The 22,504-nt window shown below is 65.0% G+C and carries 22 protein-coding genes and 1 tRNA gene; 7 read left to right on the top strand and 16 right to left on the bottom strand.

Features of this window, described 5'->3' with window-relative positions:
* The first annotated feature begins 24 nt into the window (after positions 1-24).
* Positions 25-609: a 2Fe-2S iron-sulfur cluster-binding protein gene (locus NL126_RS08755; protein WP_255198546.1), complete on the top strand. Its 585-nt coding sequence runs from the start codon at positions 25-27 to the stop codon at positions 607-609.
* A 62-nt stretch (positions 610-671) separates the two neighbouring features.
* Here NL126_RS08755 and NL126_RS08750 read toward each other — a convergent pair whose 3' ends face one another.
* Entirely contained in the window at positions 672-1,067 is a 396-nt protein-coding gene (locus NL126_RS08750) for a cupin domain-containing protein (protein ID WP_255198545.1), read from the bottom strand.
* Positions 1,068-1,246: 179 nt separating this feature from the next.
* On the opposite strand from NL126_RS08750, the gene NL126_RS08745 reads away from it, so the two are divergent.
* From NL126_RS08745 to NL126_RS08725, 5 genes are all read left to right on the top strand, one after another.
* Complete coding sequence (locus tag NL126_RS08745; RefSeq protein ID WP_255198544.1) at positions 1,247-2,686, top strand: MATE family efflux transporter; 1,440 nt, start codon at positions 1,247-1,249, stop codon at positions 2,684-2,686.
* 54 nt (positions 2,687-2,740) lie between these two features.
* A complete protein-coding gene (locus NL126_RS08740; RefSeq protein WP_255198543.1) occupies positions 2,741-3,661 on the top strand; it encodes an AEC family transporter in 921 nt (306 codons plus the stop codon).
* A gap of 137 nt (positions 3,662-3,798) precedes the next feature.
* The gene (locus NL126_RS08735; protein ID WP_255198827.1) at positions 3,799-5,037 is read left to right on the top strand and encodes an RNA-guided endonuclease InsQ/TnpB family protein; all 1,239 of its coding nucleotides are present in this window, start codon (positions 3,799-3,801) and stop codon (positions 5,035-5,037) included.
* 59 nt (positions 5,038-5,096) lie between these two features.
* Positions 5,097-5,169, top strand: a tRNA-Arg gene (locus NL126_RS08730).
* 170 nt (positions 5,170-5,339) lie between these two features.
* Positions 5,340-6,347: a DUF7961 domain-containing protein gene (locus NL126_RS08725; RefSeq protein ID WP_350355492.1), complete on the top strand. Its 1,008-nt coding sequence runs from the start codon at positions 5,340-5,342 to the stop codon at positions 6,345-6,347.
* An 89-nt stretch (positions 6,348-6,436) separates the two neighbouring features.
* Here NL126_RS08725 and NL126_RS08720 read toward each other — a convergent pair whose 3' ends face one another.
* From NL126_RS08720 to NL126_RS08670, 11 genes are all read right to left on the bottom strand, one after another.
* The gene (locus tag NL126_RS08720; protein WP_255198541.1) at positions 6,437-7,255 is read right to left on the bottom strand and encodes a NosD domain-containing protein; all 819 of its coding nucleotides are present in this window, start codon (positions 7,253-7,255) and stop codon (positions 6,437-6,439) included.
* Between the two features lie 477 nt (positions 7,256-7,732).
* Entirely contained in the window at positions 7,733-8,059 is a 327-nt protein-coding gene (locus NL126_RS08715) for a hypothetical protein (protein ID WP_255198540.1), read from the bottom strand.
* Between the two features lie 31 nt (positions 8,060-8,090).
* Positions 8,091-8,780 (bottom strand): 7-cyano-7-deazaguanine synthase QueC, encoded by a 690-nt coding sequence (gene queC / locus NL126_RS08710; protein ID WP_255198539.1) that lies wholly within the window; start codon positions 8,778-8,780, stop codon positions 8,091-8,093.
* Between the two features lie 54 nt (positions 8,781-8,834).
* Entirely contained in the window at positions 8,835-9,620 is a 786-nt protein-coding gene (locus NL126_RS08705) for a 7-carboxy-7-deazaguanine synthase QueE (RefSeq protein ID WP_255198538.1), read from the bottom strand.
* 1 nt (position 9,621) lies between these two features.
* Positions 9,622-10,086, bottom strand: a complete 465-nt coding sequence (locus NL126_RS08700; RefSeq protein WP_255198537.1) for a 6-pyruvoyl trahydropterin synthase family protein — start codon at positions 10,084-10,086, stop codon at positions 9,622-9,624.
* A 9-nt stretch (positions 10,087-10,095) separates the two neighbouring features.
* Complete coding sequence (locus NL126_RS08695; protein WP_255198536.1) at positions 10,096-10,938, bottom strand: alpha/beta hydrolase; 843 nt, start codon at positions 10,936-10,938, stop codon at positions 10,096-10,098.
* A gap of 290 nt (positions 10,939-11,228) precedes the next feature.
* A complete protein-coding gene (locus NL126_RS08690) occupies positions 11,229-11,852 on the bottom strand; it encodes a hypothetical protein (RefSeq protein WP_255198535.1) in 624 nt (207 codons plus the stop codon).
* A 273-nt stretch (positions 11,853-12,125) separates the two neighbouring features.
* A complete protein-coding gene (locus NL126_RS08685; RefSeq protein ID WP_255198534.1) occupies positions 12,126-13,121 on the bottom strand; it encodes a DUF7351 domain-containing protein in 996 nt (331 codons plus the stop codon).
* A gap of 6 nt (positions 13,122-13,127) precedes the next feature.
* Complete coding sequence (locus tag NL126_RS08680) at positions 13,128-13,760, bottom strand: hypothetical protein (RefSeq protein WP_255198533.1); 633 nt, start codon at positions 13,758-13,760, stop codon at positions 13,128-13,130.
* Positions 13,761-13,959: 199 nt separating this feature from the next.
* Entirely contained in the window at positions 13,960-15,183 is a 1,224-nt protein-coding gene (locus tag NL126_RS08675; protein ID WP_255198532.1) for a hypothetical protein, read from the bottom strand.
* Positions 15,184-15,312: 129 nt separating this feature from the next.
* Positions 15,313-15,462: a DUF7557 family protein gene (locus NL126_RS08670; RefSeq protein WP_255198531.1), complete on the bottom strand. Its 150-nt coding sequence runs from the start codon at positions 15,460-15,462 to the stop codon at positions 15,313-15,315.
* 225 nt (positions 15,463-15,687) lie between these two features.
* Between NL126_RS08670 and NL126_RS08665 the strand changes: the two genes are divergently transcribed.
* The gene (locus NL126_RS08665; RefSeq protein ID WP_255198530.1) at positions 15,688-16,650 is read left to right on the top strand and encodes an MBL fold metallo-hydrolase; all 963 of its coding nucleotides are present in this window, start codon (positions 15,688-15,690) and stop codon (positions 16,648-16,650) included.
* A 30-nt stretch (positions 16,651-16,680) separates the two neighbouring features.
* Here NL126_RS08665 and NL126_RS08660 read toward each other — a convergent pair whose 3' ends face one another.
* The 4 genes from NL126_RS08660 to NL126_RS08645 all read right to left on the bottom strand — a co-directional run bounded on the left by NL126_RS08660 (position 16,681) and on the right by NL126_RS08645 (position 22,385).
* On the bottom strand, positions 16,681-19,110 hold the full coding sequence (locus NL126_RS08660) for a DUF2309 domain-containing protein (RefSeq protein ID WP_255198529.1): 2,430 nt from the start codon (positions 19,108-19,110) through the stop codon (positions 16,681-16,683).
* Positions 19,100-20,587 carry a proton-conducting transporter transmembrane domain-containing protein gene (locus NL126_RS08655; protein WP_255198528.1) on the bottom strand — a complete coding sequence of 496 codons (1,488 nt, stop codon included), beginning with the start codon at positions 20,585-20,587 and terminating at the stop codon, positions 19,100-19,102. The genes NL126_RS08660 and NL126_RS08655 overlap by 11 nt, the downstream gene beginning before the upstream one ends.
* A gap of 537 nt (positions 20,588-21,124) precedes the next feature.
* Positions 21,125-21,607 carry an Lrp/AsnC family transcriptional regulator gene (locus tag NL126_RS08650; RefSeq protein WP_255198527.1) on the bottom strand — a complete coding sequence of 161 codons (483 nt, stop codon included), beginning with the start codon at positions 21,605-21,607 and terminating at the stop codon, positions 21,125-21,127.
* A 112-nt stretch (positions 21,608-21,719) separates the two neighbouring features.
* Complete coding sequence (locus NL126_RS08645) at positions 21,720-22,385, bottom strand: HD domain-containing protein (protein WP_255198526.1); 666 nt, start codon at positions 22,383-22,385, stop codon at positions 21,720-21,722.
* Positions 22,386-22,504: the final 119 nt, after the last annotated feature.

Below are 22,504 nucleotides of genomic sequence, written 5' to 3'. Positions count from 1 at the left end.
AGGGCGCTTTCCCAACGCGAGAACATGGTAAGCACGCTGGGTATCGCGCTCGGGGCAACGCTGACGCTCGTCGTCGTCGCGCTGCACTTCTCGAAGGGGACGGAGGCCGCCATCCCCGACGACATCTCACAGGAAGTGCTCGAACAGCGCGCGGCGTCGGTTCCCGAGACCGACTTCCCCGAGCCGATGAACCGTTCCATCGGCGGCGGCGGCGTCGCCGCCGGAGCCGTCGAAGCCGGTGCCGAGGGCGAACTCGCCGAGGGCGCCGAGGAGGAGGCGGCCGACGACGACCCGTCTGCCATCCCGGACGACGAGGCCGCGACGTTCGAGGTCGAGTACGTCAAGGAGGGCGCGACCATCGAGGTCAAGGAGAACGAGACGCTCCTCGAAGCGGGCGAAGACGAGGGCTGGGACATGCCGTACGCCTGCCGCGAGGGACAGTGTGTCTCCTGTGCGGGCCACATCACCAACGGTGGCAACTCCGAGGACTACGTGAAACACCACACCCAGTCGATGCTCGGCGAGGAGGAACTCGACGAAGGCTACACGCTGACCTGTGTTGCGTACCCGACGAGCGACCTCTCGCTCGAGACGCGCGAGACGCCGTAACCGACGTCACTCGTTCCTGCGTTCCGTTCGCTAACCCGTGAGCGACCGCGTTTTCTCGCTGCTCACTCCTCGGCTTCCCCCGGCTCGTACGCGTGCCCGTCGTCGACCGACGGCGCGCCGACGACGAGGATTCGAACCGGTTCTGTGGCGTCCTCGGGGTTGAACGCCCGCTGTGGGCTCCCGGGGTCGACGAACAGCGCCTGCCCGGTCTCGACGACGTACTCCTCGTCGGGGGTCTCGACGTGCAGCGTCCCATCGAGCACGAAGAACAGCTCGACCTGCTCGTCGTGGTAGTGGTACGCCAACCCAGACTGCTCGCCGGGGGCGAGTTCGTAGACACGGACGCCGAGCTTCGAGCCCTGGTAGTCGTAGCCCGCGGCGACGCTCAGCGACCGGACGTCGGCCGGGCGGTCGTCCCACTGGTCGAGGTCGTCAGGGTCGACGAGGTGGTAGCCCATAGCCGGCAGTCGCCGTACGCGGCAATGAAGCTTCGCGGCGATAGCAGTCCGAAAGTGGCCCCCTCGTGTCCGCTCGACAGCGGCTCCATCCGAAGCGACTCGGGGGTCGTCCCTGCGTGCGAACGTCCAGCACACGACCGTAACGAAGGTCACATAGCGTCGCAAAACCTGCACCAACTGTGTCCGAGTCCTCCACGGAGAGCAGCATCACGGAGGGGAGTCTCGCCCGCCCCCTCTTCACCCTCGCGTGGCCCATCGTGGTCACGCAGCTCCTCCAGGTCGCGTACAACATCGCCGACACCATCTGGCTGGGGCGAACCGCCGAACCGGCGGCGGCCGTCGGTGCCATCAGCCTCGCGTTCCCGCTCATCTTCCTCCTGCTCTCGGTGGGCGGTGGCTTCACCGTCGCCGGCTCCACGCTCGTCGCCCAGTACACCGGCGCGGGCGGTGAGGAGTCAGCAGGCAAGGCCGCCGGGCAGACGCTCGCGTTCGTCACCGTCCTCGCTGTGTTCCTCGGGGCACTGGGCTACGTGACGACAGACCCACTGCTCGCGCTGTTGCCCGCCGACGAGGAGACGGCCGCCGCGGTCATCCCGCTCGCCGCGGACTACATGCGGGTGTTCTTCCTCGGGACGCCGTTCCTGTTCGGGTTCTTCGTCTTCTCGGCGCTGATGCGCGGCTACGGCAACACCCGGACGCCGATGCGCGTGATGTTCGTCACGGTGGTGCTGAACGTCGTGCTCGACCCGTTCTTCATCTTCGGGTGGAGCGTGTTTCCCGCGATGGGCGTGGAGGGCGCGGCCGTGGCGACGCTCATCTCCAGAGTGGTCGCCACCGGCATCGGGCTGTACGTTCTGTTCGGGCTGCACGTCGGCCCGGACATCCGGGTCGAACACCTCAGCCTCGAACTCGACTGGGTGAAGAAGATCGTCGACATCGGGGCACCCTCTGCGCTCGAACAGTCGACGAGCGCGCTCGCGATGATCACGCTCACGGCGATGGTCGTGACGTTCGCGCCGCCCGTCGTCGCCGCCTACGGGCTCGGCAACCGACTCATCTCGCTCGTCTTCCTGCCCGCGATGGGACTCGGGAGAGCGACGAACACGATGGTCGGGCAGAACCTCGGCGCCGAGAAGCCCGAGCGCGCAGAGCGCGCCGTCAAACTCGCTGCGGGCGTCGGCGCGGGGGTGATGTTCGGCGTCGCGCTCGTGGCGCTGGCGTTCGCCGAGCCCATCGTCGGCGTGTTCATCGAGTCGACGACCGCCGACGCCGTCGAGACCCTGCGCGAAGCCGCCCAGTACCTCCGTATTCGGACGGTCGAGTTCGCGTTCATCGGCGTGTTGCAGGTGCTGCTGGGCGCCTATCGGGGAGCCGGCAACACGAAGACTGCGCTGGCGTTCTCGCTGACGGCGCTGTGGATCGGTCGCGTCCCGATGGTCTACTACCTCGCGTTCATCGCGGGACTGGGCTCGACGGGTATCTGGATCGGGATGGCGCTCGGCAACGTCGTCGGTGCCATCGCCGCCGCCGCGTGGTTCACCCGCGGTACGTGGAAGCGGTCGGTCGTCGACACCGCGGCGCCGGACATGGGAGGGCAGGCGGTCGACGGCGAGGACTGAGCGACGAGCCCGGGCGACCGGAATATCCATCCCCGTCCTGCCGTGAGTGCGGGTATGAGCGTCGCGACGCAACTCGTCACCATGCTCGTGTTGCTGGCCATCGGGGCCGGCGCGCGGGCGGCCGGACTGCTCACGCCCGGCCGTCGTGACGCGCTCACCGCGGTCGCGTTCTACGTCGCGCTCCCCGCGCTCGTCTTCGAGTCCACGGTGGGGCGAGCGCTCGAACAGCTGCTCGTCTGGCGGCTCGTCGCCGGCGTCGTGGTCGTCCTCCTCCTCGTCGCCGGCGTGAGCTGGCTCGTGCATCGGGGACGCGCGGCCCCGACCCGGCGTGGCGTCGCGGTCGTCCAGTCGTACCACTGCAACCTCGGGTTCCTCGGCGTCCCGTTCGTCGCAGCGACGTTCGGCGGCGTCACCGCCGGCAAGGCGAGCGTCGTCCTCGGCATCGGCGTGCTCGTGCAGGTGCCGCTCACGGTGCTACTCCTGACGGGCATCACGAACGCCGACGCCGACCTCGGCGGGGAGCTTCGCGGGCTGGCAACCAATCCCGTGCTCGTCGCGCTCGGCCTCGGGCTCGCGGGCGCGACGCTCGGCGTCGAACTCCCCGCCGTTGCCCAGCAGGCACTCGGCGCTGTCGGGACGTTCGCGCTCCCCATCGCCCTGCTCGCAGTGGGTGCATCGCTCGCAACTGACGGGGGATTCGTCGACCCACCGACCGTCGGGGCGGTCGCCGTGGTGAAGCTGCTCGCGATGCCCCTCGTCGCCGTCGTGGTGTTCACGGCACTCGACGCGTCGCCCTCGACGCTCCGCGCCGGCGTGTTGATGCTCGCGATGCCGACCGCGGTCTCGACGTACATCTACGCGAGCGAACTGGGCGGTGACCGTGAGCTGGCGTCGGCGACCGTGGTCGCGACGACCGTAGCCGCCGTCGGAACGCTGTTCGGCGTCGTGCAGGTGCTGGGCGTGCTCGCGCCGTGACGGGCGGTGTATGGTCTGTTTCGCAATGAGACCGTAGCCAAGACATCGAAAAGTCGTAGTTCCTGTGTGATCAGCAGATAGACTCTACCCGATTACGCTCAGGTTTAAATACCAGGTCGGGGCCAACCAGGGGTGTGATGGAGGTCATCCGTACTATCCCAGTCAAGCTCGATGTGCCAACAGAGAGACGAGCTGATCTCCGTCGCACGGTTGAGCAGTTCACGTACGCTGAAAACTACACTGTGAAACACGGTCGGAATAGCGACGGATATTTTATCCTAAACAAAGCGAGACTGCACGATGAACTATACTACAACCTCAGAGAGGAGACGGATCTCCCTTCTAATCTTTGTATCCGGGCGTATTCGAAAGCGCTGGATGCGATCAAAACCACTGTTGCGGACTGGAAAGTAGGAATCAAGAGTTCGGTTCCAGAGTTTCGTGAGCCGTCTGCAGTGTACGATAAGCGAACGTTGACGATTAAGGATCGATCTGCTACACTATCGACAATTAACGGCCGGGTCAGTGTCGACTACGTCATCGGAGATTATCAGCGGTCATACCTCAACGACGACAGTTACGAGCGGAGGATGGGGACGCTCCATTATCGGGAAGATGAAGACCGATATTATCTCCACATTGTGCTAGTAAAGGAGGTTGAAGAACGAGGAGGAAACCGGATTCTGGGCGTAGACTTGAACCTGAAGAACGTAGCTGTAACCAGTACTGGTACGTTCTACGACGGTGGGACAATTCTCTGGGGGAAAAACCACTACTTCCGCGTACGTCGAAGCCTCCAAGACAAAGGCACTCGCTCCGCAAAGCAGGCGCTCTCGCGACTGTCGGGGCGAGAAAACCGCTTCGTCTTGGACCGCCTGCACACGATTTCTCGGCGTATCATTGAGGAAGCTCGGACGAACAAGTGTTCGTATATTGCTGTAGAACGATTGACCGATATCCGAGATCGGATCTGGAGTCGTGACGACCGAGTTAATCGACAACTGCAGCAGTGGGCCTTCAGAGAACTGCAGGATATGATCGCGTATAAAGCCGCTGAGTACGGGATCCGAGTGCAAAAAATTGCTCCGGAGTATACCAGTCAGACTTGCTCAAAGTGTAGCTATCAGTCAAGTACGAACCGGGATAGTTCGACTGGTTGGTTTGAGTGTTCTGAGTGTGGATACTCGGTTGATGGCGACTACAACGCGGCGAAGAATATCGGCAAACGACTACTAACTTTACCCGAGGGCAAACGTCCCTCGGGGTTGGGCGACGGTCATCTCGCCCTAAAGAGCGGGACGGTGAATGGGAACGGGGAGTATGTACCCCACGATCCAGAAGGTTCGACAGACCAGGAGTCCCATGCTCAAGCCTGAGTACTATGCGCCAGGTCGATGATAACGGTTAAAGCGGTCCGTCGGCTTCGCTCAGATAGGAGCCCGTAGCTCAGTGGACAGAGTGCTTGGTTCCGGACCAAGATGTCGCGGGTTCAAATCCCGTCGGGCTCGTTCGAACTCGCTCCGCTCGTTCTCACTCGCCCGACGTAGTTCGCGGAGCCTTCGGCTCCGCTCACTCCCGTCGGGCCCTATGCTGTCAGGCTCTTTGCCTACTCTTCGGTCGAGTCTCTGTATTCGAATCAGGCAACAGATTAATCATCCAACTAATTAATCTGGGCGGCGTGTACCGTTACACCCCTGATGAGGTCGACCGGCAGCGTGCCAACCACCAAGCGGTCAAGCAGGGTGGTGGCGACGTTGACGTGAAACGAATCGGCAACCTCGGTGAACTCGCCTTCGAGCAGTTCTGCCGCGAGTACCTCCCCGTCGAGATGTGGGAGTGGAAGAACGACGAGGCGATGCGCTACTGCAACACAGAAAGCTTCTCCTCGTACGATTTCGAGGTGTTCGGCTACGAAGTCGACGTGAAAACCTCGCGTGACGTGTCTGCCTTCCTTCCAGCGACGATTCTCGACAACGACCCCGACGACGAAATCGTCGTGATGGTGTGGCACCGAGACAACGAGGACAGTCTGATACTGCTCGGTTGGGAGCGCATCGAGACGCTGAAATCCAAGGTCGCCTCTCAGGAACAGTATTCCGGTGAGGAGCCCGAGAAACTGGACCATCTCGCGGCCCGTCCGATGAACGAGCTGATGGATTTAGGTCCGAACACCGCGTTCATGAATCAGAAGCCCGAGAATCCGTTCTCACCCGGTGACCGGGTTATCAAATCCGGGGACGACGACGCTTCTGTGGCGGTCGTCGTCGATCTCCTTCCCCCGGAGAAAAACGTCGGTGTGTACGGTCAACAGATGGACGGCGAGGCCGTTCGTGTCGCCTTTCCCTCCTCGCTCGATGCCGGTCCCGGTGACTGGCGTGATATCCACCCTGCTCTCTACGCTTCGTACTGCCACGACCAGGATATCAAGCTCTACGACTACAAGCACACGAATCTGGAGTTCGCTTCGAATCCCTACGTCCCCGGTGACCTCGTTATCAAGAAATCTCACGACGACCCGGACGAAGCAATCGTCGTAGAACGCATCTCGGACAACGAGGTTTCGGTCGTGTATCTCGGACAGCTCGACGATTCCAAAATCTATCCTGCTGAACTCCTCGATTACTGCGAATCGAATGGTGTCTCGACCTACTCGTATGAATCAGAAGATGTGGTGTTTGCTCGGTAGCGTCTGATCAGAACCTTCGCCGGTGGTGCAGCCCCCAGGCAGTGACCAGTCGTCCTAATGAAGACGGTTGAAGGATAGAGACCACAGGTCTACCGGTTCCCGACGCTGACCATATCGTCGGTGCCGGAGAACTCGAAGTTCCGACCACTCCCGAGGAGGTTTGCCGTGACGGTTACATCGTCCGACCGGGAAACGGCGATGTGACTTCGACGGTTCTCCTCAAACCGGTTCCCAGTCACGACCGAATCGTCACACCGGGTCAACCGAACGCCGGACCGGTAATTTCGTTCGAACCTGGAGTTTGTCACCACGGTCCGTCGGCTGTCGACCGCGTAGAGGCCGTCGCTGCCCTCACCATCCCGAACACCGCACGTATCGACCGTCGTGGCATAACACCGGGTCAAGTGGATGCCAGCGGCTCCTGACTGTTCGAAGATATTCCCCTGAATGACGTTCTCGTTGGAGTCCACCAGAAGGATGGGTTCGTGCAAGGCGTCGAAGTAGCACCCCCGGATGACGTTCCGGTGGCAACTGTCACCAAAAATTCCCTTGTCAAAACCGAAGGTGCAGCCCTCGATTTCACCGTAATCAGAGTCAGTCATCCAGATGTTAGTCCTGTCACCCCCAAACTCGACATACCGAAAGTTGACCCGGTGGGACTCCATGAGCCTCACGTCGACCTCAGCGTCAAGAAGAGTGTTTTGGAGGCGACCCCCATCCGCACGGTCGAACCGGATTGCCTCACGGTAGCCAAGTACTTCGATGTCGTGAATGTCCACGTCGCCGGCCTCTACGAGGATGACTGGTCCATCGCCGCTGCGCTTGCTGAGAGTGTGGCGTCTCACCCCGTCAATTTCTACGTTCTCGCCTCTGACGATGATGAGAGGGCCATCGATATCCTCGGCCACCGTATCCCGGTTGAGGTGGAATGTGTCTCCCTCCGAGAGGACGACAGGATACTCCTCCTGGGCCGCAGTCCGGGGGATTCCGATGGTCGAGGCGAGCCCGAGGACGCCTACGGTCGTCAGGAAGGCTCTGCGGCTTCTCGGGGGGGGATGCGCCTGGCATAGAAACCCCTTCGCCGTAGCCAGCCTTTTCTATGAACTGCCAGGAGGGAGGTAAGACCGCCCCATGCTACCAAAGGGCAACATTACGACACGAGTCCTCCGAAGCGCACCAGTCGCTCGCTTGCGGTGAGAAGGTAGCCGAAAACACAACTCACGACCCCGACGTGGTTTGTGCCCAGCATAACTCGGGGGCGTGTCGGACAGGACAACAACACCCCATTCAAACGGTTTCGACGGCGAGCCGCCCAGGTTCTAGTTGCACTCGTACTGTTGCGCTATGGATTCACCCGGAGCACTCCGTAAATACCCCCGAATCCCTCACGACCGCTCCCTCTTCCTCTCCCGATACCACAGCACCGCCGTCCGAATCGGCCAGAGCACCACGAGAAGCAGGTTGTACGCGAGCACCGCGCCGACGTAGCCGCCGATGGCGAGTGCCGTGACGACCAGTACGAAGCCGACGCCCTCGTTCGACCCGGCGACGACGCGGTGGAACAGCACGGTGATGCCGACGCTGAGCGCCCCGACGAGGAAGAACGCGACCAGCCCCAGCGCGGAGTTCTTCGTGTGCGGAACGTGGAAATCGAGTCCCGGCCCGGTGTCGAGGCGAGACCGCACGAGCGAGTCGTCGTCAGGGTCGGCCATGCCGATGGCGCGCTCCCTCGGGAGATAAAGGTCAGTTCTCGAACGACGGGCGCTCCGCGTACGCGATGGGGTCCCGTGTCCCCGCTTGACGGAACGCTTGGAGTCTGAAGGCACAGGAGTCACACGTTCCACACGCGGGTTCATCCGCCCGATAACACGACCACGTCAACTCGTACGGAACGCCTAGCTCGAGCCCACGCTCCGAAATCTCGGTCTTCGACCACTCGACGAACGGCGCTTCCAGCGAGATGTCCGTCTCCGGTTTCGTCCCCACGTCGACCACCTGCTGGAACGCCTCGAAGAACGCGGGCCGGCAGTCAGGATACCCAGCGAAGTCCTCGCTGTGCGCGCCGATGAACACCGCCGAACAGTCGTTCGCTTCGGCGTACGAGACCGCCATCGACAGCAGGTTCGCGTTCCGGAACGGCACGTAGGAGGTCGGAATCTCCTCGCTGTCCATATCCGCATCCGACACCTCGATGTCCTCGTCGGTGAGCGACGACGCACCGATACGTGCGAGATGTTCCGTCTCGACGTGGAGGAAGTCCGCCGCGTCGACTTCCTCGGCCAACTGCTCGGCGCACTGTCGTTCCTTGTGTTCGGTTCGCTGGCCGTACGAGGTGTGGATGAAGTACGGTTCGTACCCCCGCTCCATCGCCTCGTAGACGGCCGTCGCGCTGTCCATCCCGCCGGATACCAGAATCACTGCTCTCTCGGTCATCGGTCTCGGAGTCGGTCGATTGCCCGCTCGGTCTGTTGGTCGTCCCGGTGCATCTCAGGTCCCCGGCGCATCGTTCCAGAGATCGACGTGCAGTCGTGGCGTGTAGCGATAGCCGAACTCCAGCGCCAACTCGGCGGTCAGGTCACGGGTCTGTGCCAGTTCCTCCTGCGTCGTTCCTTCGGGCATCAGGAGGACGTCGTCGTTCGGAATGTGCGTGCTCGTCAGCGTTCGAAGTTCGTCGACGAGCGACTCGATTTCGGCCATGTCGTCACGCGCGGTCACGACGAACTTGAGCTGCGAGTCGTACGCGTCGACGAGGGCTGCGAGCGCCTCGTAGTCGAGTCGGTCCCGTTCGTGTTTGTCCTCCCAAACACCCACGTCGGCGTCGCCGCCAGCAGGCGGTCGGTCTGGGGTGGGCGTCGAGGATGTGAGTTTCGGACTGATGGACGCGAGGTCGATGGGGAGGTCACGGAACACCGTCCCGTTGGTCTCGACGGTGACGTGATAGTCCTCGGTCGAGAGCCTCGTCACCAACTCCGCGATACCGTCGTGGATCATCGGCTCGCCGCCCGTCACGACGACGTGCTCGCCGCCGTGTTCTGCAACCGCCGCGACGATGTCGTCGACCTCGACCCAGCCGTGGGTCGGCTCCCACGACGTGTGGTACGAGTCGCAGAACCAGCACCGCAGATTGCACCCCGAGGTACGGACGAACGTGCTCGGGACGCCCGCGAGCTTGCCCTCGCCCTGGAGGGAGTGGAACAGTTCGTTGACGGGGAGCGCACCGTCGCTCGCCGCCGACGAGGCATCGAGCGAGGTGGCGTCGGCGTTCACCGGCATCTCAGAAGCCGGCGCAGAGTTCGTTCGTTTCGGCGACCTCGACGGAGACATCTGAAACCGTGTCGGGGAACCGTTCGAGCATCCGCTGTTCGAGGACGACCGCCATCACTTCGGCTGTGGGTGGGTGGTCGAGCACGACGAGCGCGTCCGCGTCGCCGCTCGCTTCGAACGCCTCGACGAGCGGGTCGCCGTCCTCGACGAGGAACCGGTGGTCCCACTCGTCGATGACGCCCGTCACGTCGCCCTTGTCGACGATCCACCCCTCCTCGGTGAGCTCGCCGGTCACCGAGACCGAAATCTCGTAGTTGTGCCCATGCGGCTGCGAACACTTCCCGTCGTGGTGGAGAATCCGATGGCCGGAACTGATGCGAATCGGTCGGTCGCGACCGACGTGGAGGGTGCGCGCTCCGGCCGCGTCGAGCAGGGACGAGTCCGAACTTTCATCCACCAGGACTCTTTGAGACATACCACAGTATTACTGAGGTATTACTAAACGATGTCTATCGGGCCGAACCAGCCGCGAGGCGTTCGTCCGTTGGAACCAGGGAACGACAGTGCCGGCGAGCCGGTCGTGGGCGGTCGCATAGCTCGTGCCGCTGGGCTCGTCGCCGCGCTGGCCGGTGTAGGCGCCGAACTGGGTGTGGTTGACGCCGTCGAGTTCGACGACCGTGGCGTCCGCCGGCAGGTTCGCTCGCGACTCGCGGTAGCGCTCCCGGTTCAGGACGGTGTCGGCGCTCCCGGTGACGCTCAGCACCCGGAGGTCGCTGTCGGCGAGATTCCGGTCGCAGTACGCGGCGAACAGGACGAGCCCCTCGACGCGGTCGGCGTTCGCCGCGGCGTACCGACAGGCCATCGCCCCACCGAGCGAGTGCCCGCCGACGTACCAGCGGTCGATGTCGGGATGGGACTCGATGACTGGTGTGGCGGCGTTCTGGTCGAAGACGGCGAGCGTCAGCCGCACCGAGGGCACGAACACGGTGACGTTCGCGTCCGCGGCGAGCGGCGCCAGCGACGGCAGGTACGCGTCGGGGTGGACGTTCCCACCCGGATAGAACACGAGGCCGACGCGCGATGTGGCTGGAGCGGTCGGGGAGAGGACGTAGGTCCCGCTCGCCTGCGAGACGGTCACGGCGTCGTTCGCTCGCACCGCGTCGAGGCTCCCGGGCGTGGCACGGAACGGCGTCGCGACGTACCAGCCGACTCCAGCCGCGGCGACGACCAGAACCACGAGGCCGATAACCCCGAGCCGTCGCCAGTTGCGGCCCCACCACGCACGGAGTCGAGTCACGCCCCCGTCGGGGGCTCGGGCATCGGGCATCGTCGGGACGTGGGCGCGCGTCCGAGTTACGCGTATCGGCGTCGTTCCGACCTACACCGAGTACGGCTCGACGACAGAAGCGGTCCCGGAGCTAAACACCAGCCCGGACAGGCTCCCGGCGCGACCGGTGCTGTCCGGTGAGGTAGCAGGTGACCAGGCTGGCGAACGCACTCCGTAACACGTGGAGAGGCAGCGACGCAGGAGACTGTCGGAGTTCGCGACGAGGATGTCACTTGGTCGAGTCTGCGACGTATGGGGGAGTCGAGACACGGGAGATGAGAGACCGACGCTTACATCGTTGGGTCCGTCGCCGAATCCGTCCGATCAGTCGGCGTCCCGGTGTTCCGATGGACGACACCGAGACCGAGATACACGACGAAATGGCTGACCTCGAAGACGATTACCGGGGCACCGAGCGCCGCGGCGGAGTTGGCGACCATCGCGACGAACGTCACTGCCTCGAGTAGCAGCAGTCCGCTGATGAAGCGTCGGTACGCGCCGGTCAGAGCGCTCGTGATACCGAAGAGGCCGTAGGCGAACACCATCGAGAACAGCGCGAGAACGCCAGTGATCGCCTGGAGGGTCGCGTTCTCTGGGATCACGCCACCAGTTTCCAGAACCCCTGCAATGACGATGGTCAGCCAGTTGAGTGCAGATACGAGAGCCACACCGAGGGAGATCTGGGCCAGTCGGCGAGCGCGTTCCGAGAGCTGTGGATAGAGGCCCATGAGTCCGATGAGACCGACCAGAAAGCCCGCCGGAGCGACGAACTGCTGAACCGCCGGGAACGACGTCCCCTGGTACGTTCGGAGCGCCGTATTCGCCAAGAAGACGACCATTACCACAGCGGCTAGCAGGTACAGCGTCGAACTCTTGTGTTCGAGAGTGGCGAACGCGCCGTCACGGTCGACCACCGTCGATCACCCCCCGAGTACGACTCCCCCTCTGCTCGGTCGGCAGTACGGCTGAACGAGTTGCGGTTGCGGTTGACATGGTGTAACTTCGTCTGCCACAGGTACGTTCGCGGCTGTGGCGTGACACGAGAGCCGTCGGTACCGGGGCTGTTAAACATCATTAGCAACCTGTTACTATTGAGTAGTTGATATATTTGAGCGTGCAGATTGCTCTATCCAGCAGCTACGGTCTATCAAGCAGTCACTAGTGGCGGGGAGCCGAGCGGGTCGGAGTCACCGAGACACGTCGACGACCCGGACCGAGTCATCGAAGGTGAGACGAACTGTCTCGTCGTCGTTCGACACCGTGACCGCCACGCTGATCGGCTCTACGTCGAGAACTGTCACCTCGTGGTCGAGCACGAGGTCGTAGACACGCTTCGCATGGTCGACGGCATCGGCTCGTATTCGCGTCGAGATGCCGTGGTCGTCGTAAAACGAGACGACGGCCGGATGGAACAGCGCCAACTGTTTCGGCGTGCACCCGAGGTGTCGGTCGCAGGCCGAACAACGGAAATGCGCCGTCGTTCCGAAGCGTAGTCCGCAGTCGTCACACCTGTCAGGGTCGTGATCGGGACACGAGTCGAACCAGCTGTTCACCGGGCTGGAACAGTTCGGACAGATACCGTCGAACATAGATCGGAGTCGCCGCCAGCCGGCTACCAAACTCGCCGACCAGAGTCTCTCGGGGGACCATTCGTGGAGGCCGGCCGGGGCGAACGAGTGTGCTGTCAGTGGTCCAGGGGGGTCGAACGGTGCGAAGTCACGACCCGGCGTCATGCCACCGCACTCGTGGCAGGCCCAGAAGAGAACCCCCTCGCGGTAGCTCATCACCGTCGGGGCCTCGCAAAACGGGCACCGCTGGTCGACTCGCGTGGGGGGAAGATGCTTGTCGTGGACTCCAGCACCGGCGACCACCTCTCGGATGAGTTTCTTCGCGGGGACGCGGAGTGCGTATCCACCACGCTCGGAGCGTTGGCGCACGAAGTGGCCTTCGAGTTTGTTGAGATGATAGCGCAGGTTTCCCGGATCGTCGTGTGCCACTCGACTGCGGATCTGGGAGAACGAGACAGCGTTGTCGTCTGCCTGTAGATCGTGGTCCTCCCAGATGGCCAAGAGGATCTCCATCCGTGTCTCGTGACCAAGCAACGCGAACGCCTCGATCGCGTGTCGGCCGACCGTTTCCGCGTCCGCATCCAGATTCGCTCCGGTCGAATCAGTCCCGTTCACAGTACATCACCCACTGGTCGCACCGCCCCGCGTTCCGTGGAGCCGCGACCGGTCGTCCATCGTTCTGAGGGAGTATCCCAGCGCAAGCATGGAGAGAGCTAACCCCCCACCGATAGCGACACCACCGACCGGGGTCGTCCACCCGGTGATCGATCTCACGACCAATGCTACTGTCAAACCGCCCGGTGCCAGGATGAGGACCCCGACGCGGCGCGACCACGTGTCCACTCGGAGCGCAGCGACGCCGAACAGACCGTACGTGAGAATCGTAGAACCGAGTACGACCACGACGAAACTAGCCGGAAGCACCGCCACCAGCGAGGCCACGACGTCCGCGAAGGCGAGCAGTTGCGTGACGCTCATCACGAACCAACTCGCAGAGGCGACGACGAGTGCCGCCCCAGCAGCCCGCGCGGTGGTCGGCGTTCGGTCGGCAATCGCGGGAAACAGGCCGAGTAATCCGACGAGGGCGACGAAGTGGCCCGTCGCCACGAACACGTCCGGCGGCGTAGCCAGATCCGTGAACGCCCGAATCCCCGAGAGTGTTGCATGGCCAGCCATCAACAGACCACCAAGGAGAAACAGCGTCGAACCCCACTGCTCAACCCAGTTCCAGTTCGAGAAGGTGTTACGTACCATACAGGAAACACAGGAACCGTTTATATATATCTGAGGGAGCGTCGGACAGACCCTGCAAGAGACGTCCCCTGCGGCGCAGTCCTGTACCACGCACCCAGTTCTGATAGCGTCCTCGACGGCACCCAGACCCGGAATCGGTGCGCGTATCGGCACCACGCGTGGCTTACACCGAGTACGGTTCGACGACCGGGTGTCGAAGTCACCAGACGTCCGCGGTCGGGTCGAGGTTGCTCGGTTCGCTGCCGCGTTCGGTGAGCAGACCGACGTGGTACAGCATCGCCTTCAATTGGAACACCGTCGGGGAGTGATACACCTCACCGTCGGTGAGCGCCGACCGGTCGAGCGTGCCGTCGGCGTCGAGCGCCCGCGACCGAACGGTCTCGGTTCCCCGAAGGAAGAGTTCGACGGCGAACGACGGGTGCGAGCGGTGCAGCCGAGTGACGAACTCGACGAGCGACGGTGCGTCGAGGCCGTCATCGTAGAGTCGCTGGAGTTCCTCGACGAGCAACGGCGTCGCGGGATACGCCCAGACGACGCGCCGGGCGAGCTGTCCCCACGCCGGCGCGAGCTCGGTGAACCGCTTGCGGCTGCGGTACCACGCCGCGAACTCGGCGAGTGCGGCCGCGACAGTTCCACAGCGGTCGAGCGCGAACCGGACCACCTCGTCGCCGAGCGGCGTGAGCCGCGGTCCCGCAGTGGTCTCCTCGGTCAGCCCGAGGAACGCCGACCCCCGTCGCGCACTCTCGGTCGCACCGACCACCTTGTACTGGTCGAGTAGGGCCGCGGTGTCGCCGTCGGCGTACAGCGCCAGCGGATACCCGAGGTAGTTCTTCGGGTGGTTCAATCCGAAGGACTGGTCGGTGACGCCCTGTGCGCTCGCCTGAAACCGGATGGCTCGGGCGTCGTCGCTCGCGCTGTTGCCGACGACGCGAGGGGGCTCCAACACCTCGACTGCCTCGCCGTCGACAGCGAGCACGCCGACGTTGAGTTCGCGTGCGAGCGTCCGATTCGGCTGGTCGACCGCCGCGGCAGGAACGGCGACGTAGACGGCGTTCGCCTCGCCGAGCCGGTCGTACGCCTGCACGATGCCGCGCTCGACGTCGACGGTACCGTCGGCGGTGTAGCCCTTGGATTCGACCGCGACGAGCGGCGGGTTCGACTCGTCGACGCGGTCGACCGCGAGCAGGTCGTCGTCGAGCTTGCGGACGCCGACGAGGTCCGGGTAGCCGCTGCCGACGCGGACGTGATTGAACGGGGCGAGGTGGTCACGAACGGTCTCGGAGATGCGTTCGCCGTGGATCCACGTCTCCTGTCCGAACTGGGTGTCACAGACGGCGTAGGTGTGGGGCTCGTCAGGGTCGGGGAACAACCGGGATTTCGCGGCCGCGAGGACGGCGGGCTCCGAACGGGCGACCGTGGACATGCGCGGACGTGGCGTGGGGGCGTCAAGAAGGTACGGGGCCGGCACGCCCGCGCCGTGCCTGGGTAGCCCGGCACTCGCTCGGCCGCCGAACCGAACGGCATCAGTGGCCGGACTGCTGACCGTCAGCAGTTACTCTGAGTAGCCCTCCTGCAGGAAGGCACCCTCGGTCTCGTACACGGAGAGGAGTTCGGTGAGGAACTCCTCGTACGTCTCGTCTTCCTCGAGGTGCTTGTCGATTCGTTCCCGGAGTTCGTCGCTGATTTCGAGCGTGTAGGGCATGGTAGAGAGGCAGCAGCTGCCTGTCGACGTCATCTACGCGACGCGGGCTGAAATATCTCACCCGCCGTGTGCACTCCGCTCGTCACTGAGCGAGAAAAACCGACGGGGCAGACTCGTGGTGACCGCCCGTCGGGACTCGTGAAGGCCGTTCGTCGTGGAGTCGTGAGGACCGCTCGCCGGGAGGCTCGTCACATCGGTTTTACCCTCGGGGACACAGGGTAGTGTATGGACGACGTACACCGACTCGAGATTCCGACGCCGTTCGACGTGGGACGGGTGAACTGTTACGTCTTCACCGGCGACGGCCTGACGCTGCTCGACCCCGGCCCGGCGACGGGGGCGGCCTACGACGAACTCACCGCCGGGCTAGACGGCCTCGGATTCGACGTCGCCGACGTCGACCGGGTGCTCGTCACCCACCCGCACATGGACCACTTCGGGCTCGCCAACCGGGTCGTCGAGGCGTCCGGGGCCCGGGCGGTCGCGCACCGTGATGCCACCCGTGCGCTCGCCGACCCGAGCGGCCACTTCGCCGACGAGCAGGTGTTCTTCCGACCGTTCCTCCGGGCGATGGGCGTACCAGAACGGGTCGGCGAAACGGCCGTCACCCTCCCCGAGGCGTACACCGACTACCAGGAGCCCCTCGCCGTCGACCGCGAGTTGGCCGACGGTGACACCGTCGACGTCGGCGTCGACCTGACGGCGGTCCACACGCCGGGCCACGCCCCGGGGTCGGTGTGTTTCGTCGCCGCGAGCGAGCCGGTCGCGTTCACCGGCGACCACGTGCTGGAACACATCTCCCCGAACCCGCTGCTCACGCTCGTCCCCGGAACCGACGACGAACGGACGCGGAGCCTCCCGCTGTACGTCGACTCGCTGGAGCGGCTGCGCGAGGTCGACGCGACGGTCGGCCACAGCGGCCACGGGGACCCGGTAGACGACCTCGAGGACCGCATCGGAGAGATACTCGCCCACCACCACGACCGGAAGGACGACATCGCGGCGATGATCGACGAACGCGGCTCGGCGACGGCCTACGACCTCATGCAGGAGATGTTCCCCGACCTTCCGGCCACCGAGGTGTTCCCCGGCATGTCGGAGATCATCGGCCACCTCGACCTGCTCGAAGACGAAGGCCGCGTCGACATCACCGAAACCGACGGCGTGCGACGGTACAGCCTGCGCTGACGGCGGGTCGTAAAGGAGCGAGTGAAGGGGTCAGTCGTCGGCGACGGCGGGCGCCGGCTCCGGCGTCGGCGTCTCGACCGGCTCGTCCGTGAGCGGCGTCCAGGTTCCCTCGTCCTCGTAGTGGAGTGCGCGGTGGTCCTGTTCGGGGTCGACGACCGTCAGCGAGAGCCAGCCGTTGTCCAGGAGCGACCGCAGCGTCTCGTGGTCGGCCAGGACGTCGGCGACCCGCTCGACCGGGGCGTGGATGACCGTCGAGAGCCGCAGCGGCTGGTGGTAGGGCTCGTCGTCCGCACTCAACAGCGACTGCAGCGGGAGGCCGGTCATCAGGTCGCCGCCGTTGCCCTGGTAGACGCCGACGTTCCCGACGGGGTTGTGCGTCACCTTCGAGCCGCTCCCGTAGGTGGCGTTGTCGACCGTCGAGAAGTAGTACTGCGCGTTGATCCACTGGGTGATGACCATCGGGCCGGTCATGATGGCTTCGAGCGCCGCGCCGTCCGAGTCTGTCTGCCAGTCGTACGAGTGCAGGAACGACCGGCCGTCGAGGTCGAGGCCGGCGGTGAGCGCCCGCGGGCCGATGACGAACGCCGCGTTCCCGGCCAGCCCCCACTCCGGGCGCGTCTCGGCCCAGTCGGCGGCACGGCGTTCCGTCTCACGGACGCCCGCGTCGGCGGCCGCACCCATATCGTCAGCACGCTCGGCTGCCGCGCCAGTGCGAGCGATATCGAGGTCGGCGCGGAGCTGGTCGACGTCCGTCGCGTGCGTCTCGGGCACGCTGTCGGTGTACAGCTCCACCTCGTCGGTCGTGGTGTTGTGTTCACCGGCGACGAACACGGTGTCCTCGGAGACGTCGATGCCGCGGTCACGGAGCGCCGCTTTGACCGATTCGTCGTTACAGATGGTCGCGAGAACGCGAGCGTTCGGACCACCCGGATTCCCGGCGCAGGCACCGCAGTCGAGGCTCGACTCGAACGGGTTGTTCGTCGTCTGCCCGGCGTGGCCCGTGAAGACGACGACCCGGGCGAACTGCTCCCAGCCCATGAGCTCGAAGGCCGTCGCAGCGTACTCGACTTTCTCGTCGAGCGTGAGCCCCGCGGGGAGGTCGTGGTCGGCGTCGGGGTCGTGGTCCACGGTCGGCGCACAGACCTCGTGGTCGTCGGGAGTGCGCTCGTCGGCCGTCTCGAAGAGGTCGTAGACGCGAGTCGGGAGGAGCGTCCGCGCGACGAGTGCGGCACCGTAGCCTACGCCGGCAGTCTCGACGAAGCTGAACGCGGTCGCGGCGTTGGACTTGAGCCGCTTGACGGTCGCGTTGGCCGTCTCGACCGCGGCGTTCCACCGGTCGTACCTGGCGTGCGCGTCGTCGTTCGCCACGGGGCGGTCCTCAATGTGGTGCTGCGCGTCGAGAATCGGCGGGCAGGCGTCGACGCTCACGTCCGAGTCGTAGCCGACGTAGCGCATCGGGATGCCGAAGAACCCGGCGTAGCCGTGGGTCTCGTAGTCCCCCGCGGCCTCGATATGCCGGCGGATGATCTCCGAGCGCGTGTCGATACAGAACACCAGCTGGGCATCCGGGCGGCCGCCGTCGGTCGCCGTCGCGACCGATTCACTCGCTTCGGTGAGCGAACCGACCAGTTCCCGGCGGTACGTCGTCTCCCACGCGCTCAGCCAAACCTCGGGGAGCGGGCGGTCACCGGCCGGCTCGGCCGCCACGTCGTCGCTGTCGGGCGCCTCGGCCGAGGCGATGGGGGCGTCGAACTGCGTGGCGAGCGTCAGGCGAACGGCCAGATACTCCGGCAGGGTGATGGGATACGCCGACTGCCAGGCGTCGTCCGTGGCGGCACGCTGCTTGATGTATCCCGTCCAGCCCGGGAGCGCTGCCAGCTGGAACTCGAAGACGTCGCGCCACTGGCCGGCGGGGTACTCGGCGAGCGCGGCCCGGATCGCCTCGACCGGCTGGTCGGGGAGCGCGGCCACCGCGTCCGTGTCCGGGATGTCGGTGTCGTACCGCGCCACGCTACGGAACGCCTCGTAGAACCCCGCCTCGCGGTTCGGCATCGGCCAGTCGGCCTGCCCCTGGTCGAGGAAGGCAGCTAGCCACTTCGTCACGACGGCGTCGACCTGGTCCGTCGCCGTCGAGTCCTCGTCGCCGGCATCGACCGTCGCCACGGCCGCCATGCGGTCGAGCGCCGCCTCGGGGTCGGCGTCGTAGCCGTTGGCCCGCAGCGCTTCGCGAAGGACGTCGGTGTCTATCTGCCCGGCCTCCCACGCGCGGCGGAACACCTCCGGGCTCGGGTAGCCGTCGCCGCCGAGCAGCCGTTCGGCGCTCGCGACGGCCTCGTGGAACGGCTGGTCTTCGAACCCGGCGAGCGGGTTGGCGGTCACGAACGAGTGGAGCGGCCAGACGGAGCCGACCACGTCGGCCGCCGCGTCGATACTCTCCTGGATGGCGGGGTCAGTACTCATTGTAGTCCTCCGTGGAAGTCAGCAGGGTCGAAGTTGGGGGCTGGCTCGCGTTCATCAGCGCGGCGTACAGCCGGTGACTGCGCTGGTAGACGCCGCTCTCGATGGCGAGGTAGATCGCGACGAACGCCGCGGCGAGGAGCGCGTGGACGGGCGTCAGTGCCGCTGTCTGCCCGACGGCCGGGAGGCCAGCCAGCAGGCCCTCGATGGCGTGATACACCGCGGCGTACACCGCGATGGCCGGCAGGGCGACCACCGGGACGGCGCCGTACCGGACCGTCGTCGGCAGTGACGTCTGGCGGACGATGTCGCGGGTGGCGTGCAGCACCGTCAGGACGACGAACAGCGTGAGCAGGAGGCCGCTGTCGAGCGCGGTCCCCTTGCCGGTGAGGAGGGCGAACAGGACACCACCGGCGACCGCGGTGGCGGCGACGACGACGGTTCCGGTGACGCCGGTCGAGGAGGCCGACTTCGTCGGTGTCGGGCTCCGGTGTGTGACCTGTGCGCCCGACGCGAGGAACTGGTACGCCTTGTAGAAGCCGTGCAGGATGAGGTGGGTGATGGCCGCCCCGAAGAACCCGAGGCCGGCCTGCATGAGCATGAACCCCATCTGGCCGACCGTCGAGCAGGCGAGCGTGCCCTTGACATCGGTCTGAACGGTCTTCAGGAGCTTCCCCAGCAGCGCGCTCGCCGCGCCGGCGAGGACGACCGCGAGCATGACGCCGGGGTCGACGGTGACGACCGGCGCGAACCGCACCAGGAGAATCCCGCCCGCGTTGACGAAGCCGGCGTGCATCAGCGCCGACGCCGGCGTGGGCGCCGTCATCGACGAGAAGAGCCACGTGTGGAACGGGACGAGCGCCGACTGGACCATCGCCGCCAGCAGCAGCGCGCCGGCGGCGACCAGCACGAGCGTCGACGGCGTGGCGCCGACAGTCGACGCGATGCCCGAGACCGTCGTCACGCCGGTGTGCCACCACAGCGTGCCGAGCGCAACGGCGACCAGCGCGCTGCTCGCCACGAAGTGCCGCCGTGCCAGCGAGCCCGCGGCCTGCGCCTGTTTCCACCCCGAGATGTGGCCGATCAGGTCAGCCATCACGAGCCCCATCGCGAGCCACGCAGCGCCGAACAGCACCAGGTTGTCGGCCGCGACCAGCACCATCACGACCAGCGTGTACACGAAGATGCGCACGAAGAACCCGTTTATCGTGCGGCTGCCGGCCATGTAGCGCCGCGAGTAGCTGTGGACGATACCACTGAAGAAGGTGACCGTCACCCACATCACGATGGTCAACCCGTCGACCGCGACGAGTCCACCGAGCTCCCAGGGGCTTCCTCGCAACAGGAACACCCCGAGTGCGCCGAGGCTCGCGACCCACAGGAGCCACACGAGACGAGTGAAAACCGCCGGCACGCGCGAGTCCGAACGCGACGGCGACGGGAGCTGTCCTACGACTGGTTGTGACTGTTGTCCGGTCATTAGTTGCTCATCACCGACCGTGAGGCCACACGGCATGTCGCGACGGCCCCGATGCCCTGGTCGGTCTCCATTACCACCGTTTACGAACAGAACAGGTATTAAACCTATCCATATGAACAAACTGTTCGTAATTATTGCGACTATAGAACGTTATGGTTTTGGAGAGCGGGTCAGCGCCAACCGGGGATCTGGCGGCACGGACAGAGGGACTGGGGCCTCGAACCGACGTGCCGTCTGGGAATCGTGCCCGAATCCTGCGAGTGCTGTCTCGCCGCCTTCACCGGGAGGTATCGGCAACTCACTAAAAGAATACCGATTCGTTCTCTATCGATAGATATCCGAACAGTTTGGGAAAGTATTGCCGGCCTCAGCGATGCGGCCCCGTGACGGACGACACAGTCGAGCGCGGACTCGCACCCGAACCGCGAGCACCGCACGCCGCCGATTGCACCCAGCGCGCGAGCAGCTGTCGAGGGGAAGCGACGGTGGACTGGGTCACAGCCACGCGGGTAGACTGGACCAAAGTCACGCAGTGAGTCAGGCGTCGTCCGCGCGTGACTCGGTGTCGAACTTGCTGAACGGCGTCGTCTCGTGGCTCCGAACGAGCACTTCGTCGGCGACAGTGAGCCCCAGGTCGAGGAGTTCCTGTGCGACCGGCGTGATGTCGCCGTCGGACTCGCCGACGGCAGTCACGAGCAAGTTCCGTTCGCCGGTGACCAGCTCCTGGACCGCGACGACGCCGTCGATGGCCAGGATGGCGGAGATGAGTTCGCCGCGCTCGGGAATCGGCGCCGTACAGTAGAGCAACATCCGGAGGGGATACCCCGACTGCTGGTAGTCCACGTCGGCGCTGTAGCCTTTGATGATGCCGGCCGACTCCAGCCGCTGGATGCGCTTCCGGACGGTGCTGTCGGAGGTGCCGGTTCGCTCGGCGATGTCACCTGACGACATGTTTCGGGCGTCCTCCTGCAGCGCGTACAGGATGGCACGGTCGACATCGTCGATGTCCTCGTCGCTCATACCGGGTCGTCGGCGGGACGGCTACTTTATCTTTGGACGTTCCGCTACCGCACCGCGACGTTCCAGCAGACCGGATGTCGTGATGGTGGTCACACGACCGCCACTCGTGGCGTCACTTCGTCCCATCGACACCGATCTCCTCGTCGAACCGCGCCAAGAACGTCTCAACGAACCGCCATCGAACCGTGCCGAGGCGGCGACCGGGGGCTGTGTACAGCGCATCGAGTCGCTCGCGCGTCCACTCCCGAAGCAACGAGATATCTGGAGACGCCGTAGCGTCCGCGTCGAACGTCGTCGCGTCGTCGATGACGGCGTAGCGCTCGCCGGTCCGCCCCGACCGCTCCCCGACGATACAGGCCAGCCGAAGGAGCCCGCGCGCCCCAGCGGCGTCCAGTTTGTCGGCGTCGAAGAGCAGTTTCGCTTCGATGGTCTCCGGCGTCGGAGAACTAGCCCGGATGCTATGTGAGCGGAGGCAATGTTGAATGGCCTCGATGTGTTCGGATGCTACGTCGTCGCCCGCGAGCAATTCAGCCGCTTCCGTGGCGGCCCACGCACCGTGCTGCTCGACCGTCCCGACCCGTTCTCGTGGGCGGCCGATGTCGTGTAGCCACGCTGCTGCGGCCAGCACGTCTCTGTCGACAGGCTCCTCGCACTCGCCGGCTAGCCGAATCGAGAGGTCGTGGACGCGCTTTGCGTGGTACAGGTCGTGGGCCGGGAGGGCATCCTCGTAGTACGGGACGGACAGGTCTCGGGCGAGGGGACCGAGTTCCGGTGACATTGGACTGGAGAACAACCTCACAACCAGATGACATAGTTGCACTGGAACGGTCGGCCGACACCTGAGCTGAGCCCGATGCCTCGAACTCCGGCGCTGTCTGCCCACGCTCCGGAGGCCAC

It is taken from the genome of Halorarius litoreus, assembly GCF_024362405.1.
In the GTDB taxonomy this organism is placed as follows: Archaea; Halobacteriota; Halobacteria; order Halobacteriales; family Haloarculaceae; genus Halorarius; species Halorarius litoreus.
The sequence above is the reverse complement of the archived record's forward strand: the minus strand, read 5'-3'. Positions and strand labels throughout refer to the sequence as shown.